This window comes from Cryptosporangium sp. NPDC048952 (genome assembly GCF_043197895.1).
GTDB lineage: Bacteria > Actinomycetota > Actinomycetes > Mycobacteriales > Cryptosporangiaceae > Cryptosporangium.
This window is the reverse complement of sequence record NZ_JBICTY010000009.1, coordinates 424,916-440,141: the sequence shown is the minus strand read 5'-3', so window position 1 is coordinate 440,141 and position 15,226 is coordinate 424,916. Positions and strand designations below refer to the sequence as shown.

At 70.8% G+C, this 15,226-nt stretch carries 11 protein-coding genes and 1 pseudogene; 6 read left to right on the top strand and 6 right to left on the bottom strand.

What is annotated here, in order from left to right:
* Positions 1 to 864: 864 nt before the first annotated feature.
* Entirely contained in the window at positions 865 to 3,804 is a 2,940-nt protein-coding gene (locus ACGFY5_RS41735) for a YfhO family protein (protein WP_392730008.1), read from the bottom strand.
* Positions 3,805 to 3,908: 104 nt separating this feature from the next.
* On the opposite strand from ACGFY5_RS41735, the gene ACGFY5_RS41730 reads away from it, so the two are divergent.
* Positions 3,909 to 4,955, top strand: a complete 1,047-nt coding sequence (locus ACGFY5_RS41730; protein ID WP_392730007.1) for an NAD-dependent epimerase/dehydratase family protein — start codon at positions 3,909 to 3,911, stop codon at positions 4,953 to 4,955.
* Here ACGFY5_RS41730 and ACGFY5_RS41725 read toward each other — a convergent pair.
* The gene (locus ACGFY5_RS41725; RefSeq protein WP_084701340.1) at positions 4,952 to 5,179 is read right to left on the bottom strand and encodes a DUF6480 family protein; all 228 of its coding nucleotides are present in this window, start codon (positions 5,177 to 5,179) and stop codon (positions 4,952 to 4,954) included. The two genes, ACGFY5_RS41730 and ACGFY5_RS41725, sit on opposite strands and share 4 nt — an antisense overlap.
* A 151-nt stretch (positions 5,180 to 5,330) precedes the next feature.
* Here ACGFY5_RS41725 and ACGFY5_RS41720 point away from each other — a divergent pair, with 151 nt between their 5' ends.
* On the top strand, positions 5,331 to 6,179 hold the full coding sequence (locus ACGFY5_RS41720; RefSeq protein WP_392730005.1) for a Rieske 2Fe-2S domain-containing protein: 849 nt from the start codon (positions 5,331 to 5,333) through the stop codon (positions 6,177 to 6,179).
* Positions 6,176 to 6,364: a CDGSH iron-sulfur domain-containing protein gene (locus tag ACGFY5_RS41715; RefSeq protein WP_392730003.1), complete on the top strand. Its 189-nt coding sequence runs from the start codon at positions 6,176 to 6,178 to the stop codon at positions 6,362 to 6,364. The genes ACGFY5_RS41720 and ACGFY5_RS41715 overlap by 4 nt, the downstream gene beginning before the upstream one ends.
* A 349-nt stretch (positions 6,365 to 6,713) precedes the next feature.
* On the opposite strand, the gene ACGFY5_RS41710 is transcribed toward ACGFY5_RS41715, so the two are convergent.
* The 3 genes from ACGFY5_RS41710 to ACGFY5_RS41700 are packed head-to-tail and all read right to left on the bottom strand — an operon-like array spanning position 6,714 to position 9,341.
* On the bottom strand, positions 6,714 to 7,715 hold the full coding sequence (locus ACGFY5_RS41710; RefSeq protein ID WP_392730002.1) for an iron-containing redox enzyme family protein: 1,002 nt from the start codon (positions 7,713 to 7,715) through the stop codon (positions 6,714 to 6,716).
* Positions 7,716 to 7,736: 21 nt separating this feature from the next.
* Entirely contained in the window at positions 7,737 to 8,567 is an 831-nt protein-coding gene (locus ACGFY5_RS41705; protein ID WP_392730000.1) for an MBL fold metallo-hydrolase, read from the bottom strand.
* A gap of 27 nt (positions 8,568 to 8,594) precedes the next feature.
* Positions 8,595 to 9,341, bottom strand: a complete 747-nt coding sequence (locus ACGFY5_RS41700; protein WP_392729998.1) for an ATP-binding protein — start codon at positions 9,339 to 9,341, stop codon at positions 8,595 to 8,597.
* A 160-nt stretch (positions 9,342 to 9,501) separates the two neighbouring features.
* Between ACGFY5_RS41700 and ACGFY5_RS41695 the strand changes: the two genes are divergently transcribed.
* From ACGFY5_RS41695 to ACGFY5_RS41685, 3 genes are all read left to right on the top strand, one after another.
* Entirely contained in the window at positions 9,502 to 10,455 is a 954-nt protein-coding gene (locus ACGFY5_RS41695; protein ID WP_392729996.1) for a chemotaxis protein CheB, read from the top strand.
* An 88-nt stretch (positions 10,456 to 10,543) separates the two neighbouring features.
* The gene (locus ACGFY5_RS41690) at positions 10,544 to 12,412 is read left to right on the top strand and encodes a CheR family methyltransferase (RefSeq protein ID WP_392730070.1); all 1,869 of its coding nucleotides are present in this window, start codon (positions 10,544 to 10,546) and stop codon (positions 12,410 to 12,412) included.
* A 53-nt stretch (positions 12,413 to 12,465) separates the two neighbouring features.
* The gene (locus ACGFY5_RS41685; protein ID WP_392729993.1) at positions 12,466 to 14,433 is read left to right on the top strand and encodes an acyltransferase family protein; all 1,968 of its coding nucleotides are present in this window, start codon (positions 12,466 to 12,468) and stop codon (positions 14,431 to 14,433) included.
* A 147-nt stretch (positions 14,434 to 14,580) separates the two neighbouring features.
* On the opposite strand, the pseudogene ACGFY5_RS41680 reads toward ACGFY5_RS41685, so the two are convergent.
* A pseudogene (locus ACGFY5_RS41680) lies at positions 14,581 to 15,150 on the bottom strand (nucleotidyltransferase family protein); the annotation flags it as partial.
* Positions 15,151 to 15,226 lie beyond the last annotated feature (76 nt).

Here is a 15,226-nt window from a genome sequence, read left to right as displayed (position 1 = left end):
CCAGGCCGGCAACCAAGCCCAGGTCAACTGGAGCTAACCCCCACCCGCAACCCCCGATACCCCCACGCCCCAGCGCGGGGGCATCACCCAACCCCGGCCCACCGCGCCCACCGCGCCCACCGCGCCCACCGCCACCGCACGCACGGCGCCGCGGCACGCAGGGGCGGGGCGCGGCGGCGCCGAGCGGACCCGTTCCAGCGCCCTACGGCACGCCTGAACGGGACCGCTTCGCGGAGCGGACGCGCTCGTCCCGCAACCCGGGCGCGAGGCGCTCAGGGACCGGGCGGCGCCGAGCGGATCCGTTCCAGCGCCCTACGGCACGCCCGAACGGGACCGCTTCGCGGAGCGGACGCGCTCGCCCCGCAACCCGGGCGCGAGGCGCTCAGGGACCGAGCGCCGCCGAGCAGGCCCGTCTCGGCGCCCTACGGCACGCCCGAACGGGACCACTTCGCGGCGCGAGCGCCCACGGACCGGGCGCCGCCGAGCAGGCCCGTTCCAGCGCCCTACGGCACGCCCGAACGGGACCACTTCGCGGCGCGAGCGCCCACGGACCGGGCGCCGCCGAGCGGGCCCGTTCCAGCACCCTACGGCACGCCCGAACGGGACCGCTTCGCGGAGCGGACGCGCTCGCCCCGCAACCCGGGCGCGAGGCGCTCAGGGACCGAGCGCCGCCGAGCAGGCCCGTCTCGGCGCGCTATGGCACGCCCGAACGGGACCACTTCGCGGCGCGAGCGCTCGGTGTACGGGCGATGCCGAGTGGGCCCGATCCGGCGCGCTTCGGCACGCCCGAACGGGGCCGCTTCCCGGGGCGGGGCGAGGATGCGGACGGGTAGGCGCACGGGCGCCCCTTCGGGGTGGTGGCGTCTAGGGGGTGGCTTGGTCCTGGGGGCGACGGGAGCGGGCTTGCCACCAGGCTGTGGCGAAGATTGCCACGATCACCAGTAGCGCCGCCGCGGACAAGTAGGTGCCGGCGCCGCTGTACGGCGTGCGGTACGAGAGTTTCACGGTGTGCGCGCCGTCCGGAACAGCGACCGCCACCATGCCGTGGTCCGCCGGCACCAGCGTCGCCGGCTTGTCGTCGACAGTGACCCCCCAGTCGTTCTGCAGGGCGTCGGCCACGACGAGGTAACCGTCGCCGGTGGCGTCCACCCGCGCGGAGATCACGTCCGCGCCGTCCTCGAGCACTGACACCTTCGCGGTGCTGCCCGCCGTGGCCGGAGCGCCGGCGGAATCGAGCACGACCTGGTTCGCGGCGAGCGACCCACTGTTCACCAGCGCGATCCGCTGCGCCGAGGACGGCTCCACCACCGCGGTGTTCGCCCAGCGGATCCGCGGCAGGGCGGTCAGCCGCTGGTACACGACCGCGTCACCGGCCAGCACGAGACGCAGCCCGTCGTCCGCCGGGCGCACCACGCTGACCATGTCGCCGCTGACCGGGCCGAAGACCGTCAGCGCCTCGGGCGCGTCCTGCGTGAAGACCGCGCTGACCTTCGTCCCCGCCGGGATGTCCTCCCCCGCGATCGGGATCGTCATCTCGGTGCCCGCGGCGACACCCTCGCCGCGGTTGTTCACCCCGATGACCACCCGCGACGCCCGCGCGACCTCGATGCCCTTGTCGTTCTGGAGCACGACCGTGATCCGGGCGTCCTTCGCGGGACGGAACGCGGTCAGCAGCTTCACGGTCACCCCACGCAGCGGTCCGGACCCCGGCACCTCGGTACGCACCGAGTGGTCACCGCGGATCGTGGTCTCGCGTCCCCGGTACGAGGACTGGGTCACGGTGCCGAAGACCTCGTCCCACGGCGCGGACACGAAATACTTGACGCCCAGCCGGTCGAAGAGCGGCTGTTGCGCGGTCTGCAGCGTCGACCGGAAGTTGATGTAGGTGGGCGGGTCGCCCAGGCCCCAGCCGGGCATGCCGTCCAGCGCCTCGCCGAGCCGCTTGCCGATGAACAGGTGACCGTTGAGCGCCCGCAGCCGGTACGCGGAGTCGGCGCCGACGAACATCGCACCGCCGGCCGCGTATCGGTCGTCACCTAGATGCGACGAAAGGTATCGGTGGACGTCGGTGACCGGGTAAAACGTGTCCTTGTCGGACTTGGGCCAGTACGCGCCCGCAAACGAGAACGCCTGCACGGCGATGAGCACCGGCACCACCAGCGCCGCGACCCACGCCATCGACGGGCGCCGCCGAGCCGCCCACCACGTCACGACTATCGCGGCCAGGGCCAGTGCGCCGAACAGCGCCGCCCAGAGGATCTGGTCGTCGAACCAGGAGACGCGGATCCCGCCGGTGTCCCCGCCCTTGGCGATCGACGCCGCCCGACGGCCCCGCCACAGCAACCCGGCGAACACCACAGCGGCCCCACCGAACACCGCCGCCGGCCACACCACCCAAACCCACCGCGGCAACCGCCCAAAAACCCCGCCGCCGACAACAACCGCACCGCCCGAGCCGCTGACAGCCGACTCCCCGCCAGCAGTCGCGCCGGCCCGACCAGCGCCAGCCACGACCCGGCGCACCAGCACATCGAACCCGACCGCGGCCAACACCGCGATCAGGAAGCACAACACACTCCGCATGCGCCCGACGAAGTTGTCGGAGAACAGCACCGGAAGCTTCTGCAGCGCGGCCAGCGGCGCCCCACCGCCGTAGATCACCACGAGCCCCAGCCCCGCGGCCACCACGAAGTACGTCCACCCACCGCGCGGCAACCGCCCGGCAGCGACGCGCGGGAACGCGACAGCGATCAGCGCCAGCAGCACCGCCGCCGCACCGACGTACACGCTCGACTCGACCAGGTTCACCGGCAGGTACCAGTACGGCCCGCGGTCGGGGTCGGTGGTGCCGAACGCCCACGGGGCCACCGCGGTCAGCGCGGTCACCGGCAGCAGGTGATCCCCGGGAGTCTGCTCACGCCCGGCGATGTAGACGCCCGACATCGCCGAGACGAACGGCAACAACTGGATCGCCGCGAGCGCCACCGCACCCACCAGCGCCGCCCCGGCACCGCCGACGATCCCGACGATCCGCCGCCACGAGACCCCGTACTCGGCCAGCACGCGGACCACGAGATAGATACCGGCGAAGAGGGTCGTGTACCCGGTCACCGCCGGGAACCCGCCGAGCAGCATCGCGGCCACGGCGAGACAGAGCAGTGCCCCGTCCCGGGCCCGCCGGGAAGCCACCAGCCGCTCGACACACCAGAACACCGCCGGGATGAACGCCGCGACCCGGCTCTGCGGCCAGTTCGTCCAGGCGATCAGGAACCCGCTGCCGACGAAGATCAGCCCACCGAGCCCGGCGGCCGCGCGTCCGAGGGAGAACCGGCGCAGGAACAGGAACGTGGCACCCGCCGCGACCACGATCTCCAGCAGCTTCACGTACCCGGGCGCCAGCCAGCCGGGCAGCAGCAGGTACGGCACCGACAGCGGGTTGTAGAGCGCGTAGTTCGGCGTCGACCCGAAGGCGGAACCCCCGGACTGGTACGGGTTCCACAGCGCGACGTCGCCCTCGCGGAACAGCTCGCCGAACAGCGTCGTATTGGGCACCACCGAGTCGACGGTGTCGTTGAGGAACGTGTTCGTGGGCTGCACGTCCGAGAGCCCCGACGTCGCGTACGGCGCCTTGTTCGCGAGCATGTCGGTGGCCGCGAACACCTTCAGGCCCAGCAGCGGCGCCCCGATGCCCGCCAGCGCGTAGCCGATGATCGCGAGCATCACCACTGCGGTGAGCACTCGGTGCCAGCGCGGCTCGCCCTCCGGGCTGGGTGACTCGGTCGGCTCCGGTGCCGGGGTTGCCACGACGGTGTCGGACCTTTGGCTCACGGGAATCTCGGCTCCGGAACGCGGGGGGTGCAATCGCGCCGAGAGTAACAGCCTCGTGGTAACCCTCCGCCGAACGGCAAATGGCCTGTGGATTGCTCGGCCGCCACTGGGGAATACGGACAGACATGCGCATCGTCGTGACCGGAGCCAGCGGAAATGTCGGAAGCGCCGTAGTTCGTGCGGCAGTGGGATCAGGTGCGGAAGTGATCGGTGTGGTGCGACGCACCCCCACCGAACGGGCCGCACCTGCCGGAACGCAGTGGGTCCGCTGCGACATCGGTTCCCTCCATGCCGACGCCGTGCTGCGCGCCGCGATGGAGGGAGCCGACGCCGTCGTCCACCTGGCCTGGGCGATCCAGCCCAGCCACGATCGCCGTCTGCTGGCGCGTACCAATGTGCTCGGCACAACAGCCGTGATCGAAGCCGCCGAGCGGGCGGGGGTTCCGCACCTCGTGCACGCGTCGAGTGTCGGCGTCTACTCGGCCGGGCCGAAGGACCGGACCGTCCGCGAGGACTGGCCCACCGACGGCATCCCCACGTCGTCCTACAGCCGGGACAAAGTCACCGCCGAGCTCCTGCTCGACGCCGCGAGCATCCCGGTCGTCACCCGGATCCGTCCGGCCCTGGTCGTGCAGCGTCGGGCGGCGAGCGAACTGCTGCGTTACTTCCTGCCCGCGCTCGCCCGTCCGCTGGTGAAAGCGAAACTGCCGATCCTGCCGCTCCCCGACCGGACCGTCACCCAGGTCGTCCACGCGGACGACGTCGCCGACGCAGTGCTGCGCATTCTCGCGACGCGGGCGCCCGGCGCGTTCAACCTGGCGCCGGAGCCGCCGCTGCGCCCCGACGACCTGGCCGCGGCGTTCGGCGGCCGGCGGGTGCCTCTCCCGGCGAAACTGCTCCGCGCCGGAGCGTCCGCCACCTGGAACACCCACCTCCAGCCGGTGGACGTCGGCTGGGTCGACCTGCTGCTCGAGTCGCCGCTGCTCGACAGCTCACGAGCGCGCGACGAACTCGGCTGGGCGCCGCGCTACGACACCCACGAGGCGCTCGCCGATGTCGTCGCCGGCCTCCGCGCCCACGCCGGCGACCGTTCGCCGCTCCTCCGCCCGCTGAGGCTGTTCGCTTAGTCGGCGATGAAGAACACCCGCAAAAGCATAAAAAGCGCTACGGCGACGACCATCAAGCCGATCGCCCCGATGACCACCCACGGAACCCACTTCGGGGCCGGGCCTTTCTCCTGATGGGTGATCGCCGACGTGCCGCCCTCACCCGGGGGCGTCTCGCCGGGGGGCACACCGCCACCCGGCTCCAGGCCAGGGGTACGACTCGGGTCCGGACCTTGCCAGCTCATCCGTCCTCCTGATGTGTATCCGCCACGGGCTACCCAGCGGGGAAGAATCGATGCATGTCGGTGTGACCGGGGAGGCTTCGGGTAATCGAACGGCATGTCGGTGATCCGAGGACTCTTCCATCGCCTTGAAAGCGCGCGACTCCTCGACCCCGTGGCCGAGGCCGTCGCCGGCGCCGTCCAATCGTCTATTCCCAACGCGCGGATCAAGGACCTGCTGCACGGTCGATGGCTCGGCCATCCCGTGCACCCGGTGCTCGTGCAGGTGCCGGTCGGCGCATGGGTGTCGGCCAGCGTTCTGGACTTCGCACCCGGGGGTCGCCGGGCCGCGCAACGCCTGGTCGGGCTCGGTCTGCTGACCGCGCCGGTCGCGGTCGCCGCCGGTCTGGCCGACTGGTCCGAGCTCGAACCCGATCAGCGTCGGGTGGGGCTGGTGCACGCGGCCGCGAACACGGTCGGGATCGCGCTGTACACCGCGTCGTGGACGGCGCGGAAGAACGGCCGCCAGGTCGCGGGAGTGGGGTACGCGCTGCTCGGGCTCTCGGCGGTGGGGCTCGGGGGTGCGCTCGGTGGGCATCTGGCCTACTCGCAGGCCAGCGGGGTGAACCACGCCGAGGGTGCGATGCGTCGGGCGGGTGACGGGTGGCACGACCTCGGCCCGCTGGAGGAGATCCCGGTCGGGGAGCCCGTGCGGCGGAACGTCGGCGACACGACGGTGGTCGTGTACCGGCGCGCGCTGACGAACGGCGGGGGCGTGCACGTGTTGGCGTCCGAGTGCAGCCATGCCGGTGGGCCGCTGCACGAGGGTGAAGTGACGGATGGGCCCGGTGAGCCGCGGATCGCGTGCCCGTGGCACGGGTCGGTGTTCCGACTCGTCGACGGGGAGCCGCTGCGGGGACCTGCGACGGCGTGCCAGCCGGTGTTCCAGACGGAGATCGCGGCCGGTCGGCTGCGTGCTCGTGCGTTCGCGGAAGGAAGCGTGTGGAAGAACGCGGAAGTGTGAGCGTCACCCTGTACGAGGATGGTCCGCTGTTGTTGCGGGGCGACTTCGTGATCCAGGGTCAGGACGGCGAACCGATCGATCCGGGCCGGGCCACGGTGGCGCTCTGCCGCTGCGGCAAGTCCGGCCTCAAACCGTTCTGCGACGGCACCCACAAACTCGTCAACTTCTCCGCGCCGGGCAACTAGTCCCGCCTCTCCGAGCCGCCCGCTGACGCGGGCGGCTCGTTCGAGGCACAACGCGCCCAACACCGCGCCACCTGCGCGACGCGCGCCACCTGCGGCGTGCGCGACCTGCGGCGTGCGCGACCTGCGGCGTGCGCGACCTGCGCGACGCGCGACCTGCGCGACGCGCGACCTGCGCGACGCGCGACCTGCGCGACGCGCGACCTGCGCGACGCGCGATCTGCGCGATCTGCGCGACGTGCGGCACACGCGACTACGCGTGCGCGGCGTGCGCGACTACGCGCGTGGGGCGTGCGCGGCGGGGCCCGAACGGCCCGTTCGCGATCGCGGACGGGCCGATGAGCGTCAGGAGCTAGGCGGAGGCTGCCAAGTCTGCCGGGGCTTCGCGGAGGGCGGAGTTGCCGGCTTCCCAGCGGGTGAGGATCCACTCGGCGGCGACGCCGTCGAGGTAGAGGGCGCACGCGGCGCCGAACAGCAGGTCCCCGACCTGGTCGGGATGCTGGTCCACGTACCCCCCGCACAGATCGTGCGCAGCGATCTGTTCGTGCACGGCGTCCGCCGCGATGTGCTCGTCGTAGAAACGCGTCGCGTCGGCGTCACCGCCCAGACGCCGCAGCCCGTTGCCGTACCGCCGGTTCGGGATCGACGAGGTCATCTCGAACGCCGCGAGGTGGCCCAGCAGAGCCGGGAGCCACCGCCGGTGCAGCCCGAACATCGACATCAGGTTGCTGGTGGCCAGCGTCGGCGCGGAGACCTGCCCCACGTACGCCCCGTACTCCGTGTCGAGGTCCAGCTTGCCCATCGTCGTCCGGAAGAGTTCGGCGTGCATCCGCTCCAGCCGGCCACCGCCGTACTCGTCGGCCTGGATCTCGACGAGAGCGGCTTTCGGCCGCCCACCGAGCCGCGGAATGCCCCAGCTGTGCGGGTCGGCCTCCTTCAGGTGATAGATCGACCGGTGGACGACGAACTCGCGGAACTGCGTGAGCGTCGCCTTGCGCTGCAGGAACCGACTCATCGACGGCCCGGTGTCCGCGTCGACGAGCGTGGTCAGCGCCCGGGCGACGGGCTCGTCCGGAACTGCCGGAACCGCTTTCCGCAGACCCTCGACGAACCCCGCCTCGAGCCGGGCGCGCAGCCCCAGCAACGCCGGGTCCCACTCCCAGTCGGGGTCGACGCCGTCGAAGCCCCGGTAGTGCAGCTCGTAGAGCACCCAGAGCGCCAGCTGCAGATCCTCGTCCAGCCACGGCTCGTACCCCGGCGAACTCACCGGAACCCCGGCAAAAGATCCAGGGGCCCCTGAAAGGGCCCGAACCACCGTCTCACTCACGCCACCCCGTGGCTCCGGCAACCGCATCTAAAGCCTCCTGGATTCACGTCAGCCGCCCGGAGATTCCCGGTGAAACGAATCCGAAACAGCAGGTGAGAGTGACACCTCCCGACCGCGCTCCAACGTCTGCACACCCGCGATGCCACGTCGCGCGGTCTCCTCGACGAATGCCGAGAGCGGCGACTTCATCACCGTGTAATCGTCGAAATGGATCGGATACACCGTCGGGGCACCGATCAACGTCGCCAGGTCGGCGCCCTGCGCCGCGTCCATCGTCACCAGGAAGCCGAGCACGCGGGTGCCACCGAGGTGCACCAGCATCGCGTCGATGTCGGGGTACCGCTCGGTGATCTCGCCCAGCCAGGGACGGCACAGCGTGTCCCCGGTGACGTAGAGCCGGTAGACCCGCTTCCCGCCCCGCTCCAGATCGACGATGCTGCCCATCACCGGCGGCAGGAGCCGGTGGACGAGTGCGGGCCCGTGCTGCCCGGGTACCGACGTCACCCGCAGCACCTCGTCGCCCCGGCGCGACTCCCACGCAGTCCATGGCGAGAGGCCACAAGCGGCCCCGAAGCCTTTCCGATCCAGCCGGCGCGCGGCATGCGCGGTCGTCACGATCGGCACCGAGCGCGACAGCCCCCGCGCCGCTCGCCGGTCGAAGTGGTCCCCGTGCAGATGCGAGAGCACCACCGCGTCCAGCGCAGGCAGATCGGAGATACCCAGCGCCGGCGAGAACCGCCGCCGGGACACCAGACCCTTGCCCAGGTAGGCGTACTCACCTCGGTGCAGGAAGTTCGGGTCGGTGAGAACGGTGAATCCACCGAGCCGCAGCAGCACGGTGGCGTTACCGATGAACAGCAGGCTTCCGGTCGCGGTCATGCCGCACGGGTAACCCGCCAGCGGCGATTAAACAGTCTCCTCCGGCGCGGTCGGCAACGTCGCCCACACGGTCTTGCCGTCGGGGTGGTCGACGATCCCCCAGTGCTGGCTGACGCGGTCGATCAGCGGCAACCCGCGGCCGCGGAAGCTCACCATGTCCAAGGGCCGCGGCACCGGCTGCGTGGTGGAGCCGTCGCGGACGCTGATCCTGAGCGTCTCGTCGGTCAGTTCCAGCGCGACCGTCGACGAGGTTCCGGCGTGCTCGACCGCGTTCGACACCAACTCGCTGACGACCAGCTGGGCGACTTCGGTCAGATCGGGGGAAAGGTCCCAGTCAGCGGCGGCTTCCAGCAGGAATCGCCTGGCCGTAGCCGAGGCCGACGGATCTGCCGGGACCGAGCAGTCACGACGAACCCGCGCCGGCCGGTCATCGACATGGCGCACACCAGCCTCCGTCGCCGGGTAGAAGGGAAGGAGGTCGGAGCAGTGCATTCGTCGCGCAGCGTCCGCGAAGACACCGTCGGCGTCCACCACTACCATCCGCGCGGTGGGCCACCCACCGGCGGCGTCGAGCGCGCCGGGTAGCAGCGCGACGCATTCCGGGTTGGCCAGCTGGAGCTCGGACACGTCCACCACCACCCTTCCCACATCGAACAGCGCTTTCAGCATCGCTCGCCGAGCTTGCGGAGCGGTGCGCATGGAGAGGCGGCCGCTGAAGCTCAGAACCACGTGGTCGCCCCGGTGATCCAGGTTGACGTGCAGGTTCGGAACCATCGCTCTGTCTCTCTGTCTCTCTGTTGCGTCGTGTTACCCACGATCCGTAGTGGGCACACGCGGAATACGCACCGCCGTCGTCTTCCCGGGTAACCTCCGTCACAACCCGCGTTCCAGGGACGACTGCGAGTGCATCTCGCGACGTTCCAGAGGGGAAGCCATGGCAGGTCGATCGCTGGTGGTCGTCGGCGCCTCCGCCGGCGGTGTCGAGAGCCTCCGGGCTGTGGTGCGGGGGTTGCCGCCCGACCTACCCGCGGCCGTGCTCGTCGTGCTCCACACCACCCCGGGCGGAAGCAGCGTACTCGCGTCGATCCTCGACCGGGCAGGACCGCTGCCCGCGACGACGGCCACCGACGGAGCCGAACTGCTTCCCGGGCACATCTACGTGGCTCCGCCCGACCATCACCTCACCGTGCTCCACGACCGCTGCTGCCTCTCCCGCGGGCCGCAGGAGAACGGTCACCGGCCGGCGATCGACCCGCTGTTCCGGTCCGCGGTCCGGTCGGCCGGGTCCGCCGTCGTCGGTGTGGTCCTGTCCGGCATGTTGGACGACGGGGCGGCCGGGCTGGCCGCGATCGCGCGGCACGCGGGAGCAACCGCCGTTCAGTCGCCCGACGACGCGCTCTACCCCAGCATGTGCAAGGCCGCACTCGACGCCGTCCCGGGCGCTGTGACCGCGTCCGCCGACAAACTCGGACCTCTCATCGGGGAATTGGTCGCCCAGGAGCCGGACACCGACCCGGCCCCCGACGACCCGATCCTGACCCAGGAAACCGCTATCGCGGAGTTGGACATGAACGCGCTCAACGATCCCGATCGTCCGGGTGATCCGGCCGGACTGGGATGCCCCGACTGCAGTGGCGCTCTGTTCGCGGTGCAGGAAGGCGACTTCCTCCGGTACCGCTGCCGCGTGGGGCACGCGTGGTCACCGGCGAGCCTCCTGGAGCGGCAGAACGCCGCCGTCGAGGGTGCGCTGTGGATGGCTCTTCGCACGATGGAGGACAAAGCGCGCTGCACCGGCGGCTGGCCGAATCGGCCAGTGACCGCGGCGCGCCGCTCGTCGCGACGCAGAATCTGCGGTCGGCGGAGGACCTGGGCGAGGCCGCCCGATTGATCCGGGATCTGCTGGCCCAGGAGCCGTCCGGCCGGATATGAGGCCGGTAGGGTGCGGGACAGTCACGACGGAGACAAGGACAGCAGTGATCGAGGACGACCCCCCCCAATTCGAGGCGCTGCTCGAGTTCCTCAAGGAAAGCCGCGGGTTCGACTTCACCGGGTACAAACGGTCCAGCCTGATGCGGCGGGTGGCCCGGCGCACCCAGGCGCTCGGCATGGAGGGGTGGAGCGATTACCTCGACTACCTGCAGGTGCACCAGGACGAATACACGATCCTGTTCAACACCGTCCTGATCAACGTCACCGGATTCTTTCGCGACAGCGACTCCTGGCTGCAACTGCGTTCCGAGGTCATTCCGCAGCTGATCTCGTCGAAGAAGCCCTCGGAAGCCATCCGGGTGTGGTGCGCGGGTTGCGCCACGGGTGAAGAGGCCTACAGCATCGCGATGCTGCTGGCCGAGCTGCTCGGCCCGGAGGAGTTCCGCGAGCGGGTCAAGATCTACGCCACCGACGTCGACGACGAAGCGCTCACGGTGGCACGCCAGGCCACCTACGGCGAGAAGGAGGCTCGCGCGGTCCCCGGCGACCTGCTCGATCGTTACTTCGAACGCGCCGGCACCCGGTACGTCTTCGCCAAGGACCTCCGCCGCAGCGTCATCTTCGGACGCAACGACCTCGTGCAGGACGCCCCGATCAGCCGCGTCGACCTGCTCACTTGCCGCAACACGTTGATGTACCTCAACGCGGAGACGCAGTCGCGGGTTCTGGCCCGATTCAACTTCGCGCTGAACGACACCGGCGTGCTGTTCCTCGGTAAGGCCGAAATGCTGCTGAGCCACGGCCAGCTGTTCACCCCGCTCGACCTCAAACGCCGATTCTTCCGTAAGGCTTCCCGCGCGGTACCGGAGCTCGGCGTCATCACGTCGGCCGGCGCCGGGAAGATCGCTCTGCGGGAACTTCTGGGAGCCGACCGGTTGCAGACCGAGGCGTTGCTCACCGCGCCGGTCGCCGCGGTGGTCGTGACGAACGACGGCACGGTGGCCGGTGTCAATCAGCGGGCTGAGGCCCTGTTCGGAGTCTCGCCGCGCGACGTCGGTCGGCCGTTCCTCGACCTCGACGCCTCGTACCGTCCGGTCGAGCTGCGCCCGTACCTCGAGGAGGTGCGGCGCGAACGCCGTCCGGTGTGGATCCGCGACGTCGAATGGACGCGATCCCCCGGGGAAAAGCTCTGCCTCGACTTCCAGGTCGTACCGCTGATCACCGGCGACGGACAGCACTCCGGAGCAGCCGTGTTCGCGTCCGACGTCACGCGCTACCGGAAGCTGCAGGACGAGCTCGAGTTCGCGAACCGGCAGATCGAGACCGCCTACGAGGAACTCCAGTCGACAGTCGAAGAACTCGAGACCACCAACGAGGAACTCCAGTCCACGGTCGAGGAACTCGAGACCACCAACGAGGAGCTCCAGTCCACGAACGAAGAACTGGAGACGATGAACGAGGAGCTCCAGTCGACGAACGACGAACTCCAGTCGATCAACGACGAACTCCGTGAGCGCACCGATCAGCTCAACGACGCGAATGCGTTCCTCGAGTCGATTCTGCGGTCCCTGCGCAGCGCGGTCATCGTGGTCGACACCGATCTGGTGGTCCGCGTCTGGAACCGGCAGTCCGAGGACCTCTGGGGTCTCCGTCCGGAGGAGGCGGTCGGCCAGCACCTGCTCAACCTCGACATCGGCATCTCCACCGACCGGCTGCGGCCCGTGGTGCGGCAGGTGCTCGCCGGCGGTGAGCCCACCGGTTCCACGGAGCTGACGATCGACGCGATCAACCGCCGTGGCCGGCCGGTGGAGGTCCGCGTCGGCGCGAGCCCCCTCGTCTACAGCGCCGGGCAGGTCGCCGGTGCGATCGTCGTCATGGATCAGATGTCCGTGCCGTCTCCTAACGACCCGAGCTAGGGCCAACGCCGGGCGCGGCATTTATCGCCGTTTGTGCACATACCCTGCCACGCATGCCGGACCGCGTGGCCTCCCTCGACGCACCGACCGTCGTCCTCCGACGGAAACAGCGAACCGAACGTCTCACGCTGACCCACCGCCCCGCTCTGGACGGGATCCGCGCGATCGCGGTGCTCGTCGTGCTGTTGTTCCACGGTGGAGTGTCGTGGCTGCCCGGCGGCTGGATCGGCGTCGACGCGTTCTTCGTGCTCTCCGGCTACCTGATCACCACCCTGCTGCTCGCCGAACACGAACGCACCGGCCGGATCCGGCTCGGCGCGTTCTGGGCCCGGCGGGTCCGACGGCTCCTTCCCGCGCTGCTCACGGTCGTGGCCTCGGTGCTGGCCTGCGCCCGCTGGGTGGTACCGCCGGAGGAGCTCGAAGCGCTGGGCACCGACGCACTGGCAGCGCTCGGCTACGTCGCCAACTGGCGCATGCTCGACCGCGGCGACGGCTACGCGGCCCTCACCGCCGCCCCCTCGCTGCTCCAGCACACCTGGTCGCTGGCGCTCGAGGAGCAGTTCTACCTCCTGTGGCCGCTCCTGGTCGTGGCGGCGCTCGCTCGGGGGTCGGCGCGCGGACTGCTGCGGGGCACGCTCGTCGCGGCCGGGGCGTCCGCCGCCACGATGGCGCTGCTCTACGTGCCCGACGCCGAGCCCGCCCGCGCGTACTACGGCAGCGACACCCGCGCGTTCGGCCTTCTGGCGGGTTGCGCCCTCGCGCTCGTGCTCAGCGCGCGCCGCTACCGCCCCACTCACGCCGCTCCCCGCCGTTGGTCCGTTCCCGTCCTTCTTGCTTTCTCGACGCTTTGCGCAGCGTTGTTCGCACTGGACGACACAGGGCCGGCGCTCTATCGCGGCGGCTTGTCGGTCGTCGTCCTTGCCGTGGCAGTAGTGATCAGCCATGCCGAACGCGAGCCGGACGGCCGGACCGCCCGGGCTCTGTCCGCTTCGCCGCTCCCCCGCATCGGGCGGGTCTCGTACGAGCTCTACCTGTGGCACTGGCCCGTGTTCGCCGTGCTGGACGCCGAGCGCACCGGGCTCTCGGGGCTGATGTTGCTGGTGGCGCGGTGCGCGGTGACGCTGGTGCTGGCCGAGCTGACGTACCACCTGATCAGCCGTCCGGTACGCAGTGGGCGGTGGCTCCGGCCCGGACACGTGGTGCCGCCGCTGGCAGCAGTGGCCTCGATCGGCTGCGTCGCAGCCGTGGCGATGATCGTGACCGTGCCACCGGCCCCGCGCGCCGACCTCCCGGAAGCGCGAATCGCGGCCGCGCCGAGCACCCTGCTGAACCGGCCCGGGCGGCCGGCGGGTCCGCTGCGGATCACGGTGTTCGGTGACTCCGTCGCGAACAGCCTCGCCGCCGGGCTACCGACGCTCTCCGGGGCGACGCTGACCAACCGGTCGCTGATCGGCTGCGGCATCGCGCGCTCCGGGCCGGTGCGCAACGCGGCCACGATCCAGGAGCCGTACGAGCGGTGCCCGCGGTGGGACACCTACTGGGCGCAGGGCGTCCGGGCCGATCACCCGGACGTCGCGCTCGTCGTGCTGGCGCGGTGGGAGGTGCTGGACCGCAAGCTCGCCGGAGAGTGGCGCCACATCGGTGAACCCGAGTACGACGCGTACCTCCGCACGGAGCTCACCCGGATGATCCGGGTGCTCACGGCCGACGGGGCACGCGTCGTCCTCGCCACCGCGCCGTACAACCACCGGTACGAGCGGCGCGACGGCAGCGTCTACCCGGAGGACGAACCCGCGCGGATGGACGCGTGGAACCGGATGCTCGTCGACACCGCACGGACCCACGCGGAGCAGGTCCGGGTGGTGGACTTGAACGTGCGCCTCTGCCCCGACGGTCGCTACACGCGCGCCGTCGGTGGCATCGACGTCCGCACCGACGGTCTGCACCTGAGCGAACGTGGGGTCCGCGAGTACGTCGCCCCCTGGCTGCTGCCGCAGCTCTCCGCCGCCGCGGAGAGCTGACCCGGCCGCGGACTGCGTCGTCGACGCTGCGGCTCAGACCGCGGCGGGGGCCGGGTCGGAGCTCAGCTCCGGCTCGTCGACGGTGGCGTCGGCACCGGCTCCCGCCGACGCGGCGCCCGTCGACGCGGGGCCCGCGTCGTGGCCGATGCCCTCCAGGTGCAGGGTGCCGGCCGGCGCGATACCGAGGCGCTCGGCCGCGAGGAGGTACGCCTCCGCGTACGGCGAGTGCGACGTCTGGCGGTGCACGAGCTCCCAGTCGATCTGCTCACGCAGCGCCCGGCCCAGCGGCAGCACCGTCGTGAGGTCGCAGTAGTGCTCAGTGAACGCCAGCAACTTGTTCAACAACAGGTCGGTGGCGGACAGCACCGGCATCCGCACCGCCTCGACCGGCAGCTCCTCGGCACGCTCGAGCATGTCGAGCGTCACCTCGCGCTCCGACGGCCGGAAGATCAGATCGACGAGGCAGTCGCCGTCGTACACCTTGACCAGCCAATCCTCCGGCGGCTGCTCGGACCGCAGCCCGGCCTCGACACATGCCCCCACCGCCGACTGGACGTCGGACGGCCGGATCAGGAAGTCGACGTCGTGCGTGGACGCCGGACCTCCTCTGGCATACACCGCGAAGCCTCCGGCCAGCGCGAACGGAATCTCAGCCGCTTTCAGCGTGCTGGCCACCCGCTTCATCGTGACGATCAGCGCGTCCGGATCTCCACCCATGGTGCTCCCTTACCCCGTTGTCCACCGGAGATACCCGTCTGGTTCTTCCGTGACACGAACGCCCCGTCGATGCGAC

Coding starts and splice junctions, on each gene's coding strand:
- ACGFY5_RS41700 (WP_392729998.1), bottom strand. CDS start 9,341: ATGGTTCCGAACCTGCACGTCAACCTGGATCACCGGGGCGACCACGTG.
- ACGFY5_RS41725 (WP_084701340.1), bottom strand. CDS start 5,179: ATGAGCTGGCAAGGTCCGGACCCGAGTCGTACCCCTGGCCTGGAGCCG.
- ACGFY5_RS41705 (WP_392730000.1), bottom strand. CDS start 8,567: ATGACCGCGACCGGAAGCCTGCTGTTCATCGGTAACGCCACCGTGCTG.
- ACGFY5_RS41695 (WP_392729996.1), top strand. CDS start 9,502: ATGGCAGGTCGATCGCTGGTGGTCGTCGGCGCCTCCGCCGGCGGTGTC.
- ACGFY5_RS41685 (WP_392729993.1), top strand. CDS start 12,466: ATGCCGGACCGCGTGGCCTCCCTCGACGCACCGACCGTCGTCCTCCGA.
- ACGFY5_RS41710 (WP_392730002.1), bottom strand. CDS start 7,715: ATGCGGTTGCCGGAGCCACGGGGTGGCGTGAGTGAGACGGTGGTTCGG.
- ACGFY5_RS41730 (WP_392730007.1), top strand. CDS start 3,909: ATGGCCTGTGGATTGCTCGGCCGCCACTGGGGAATACGGACAGACATG.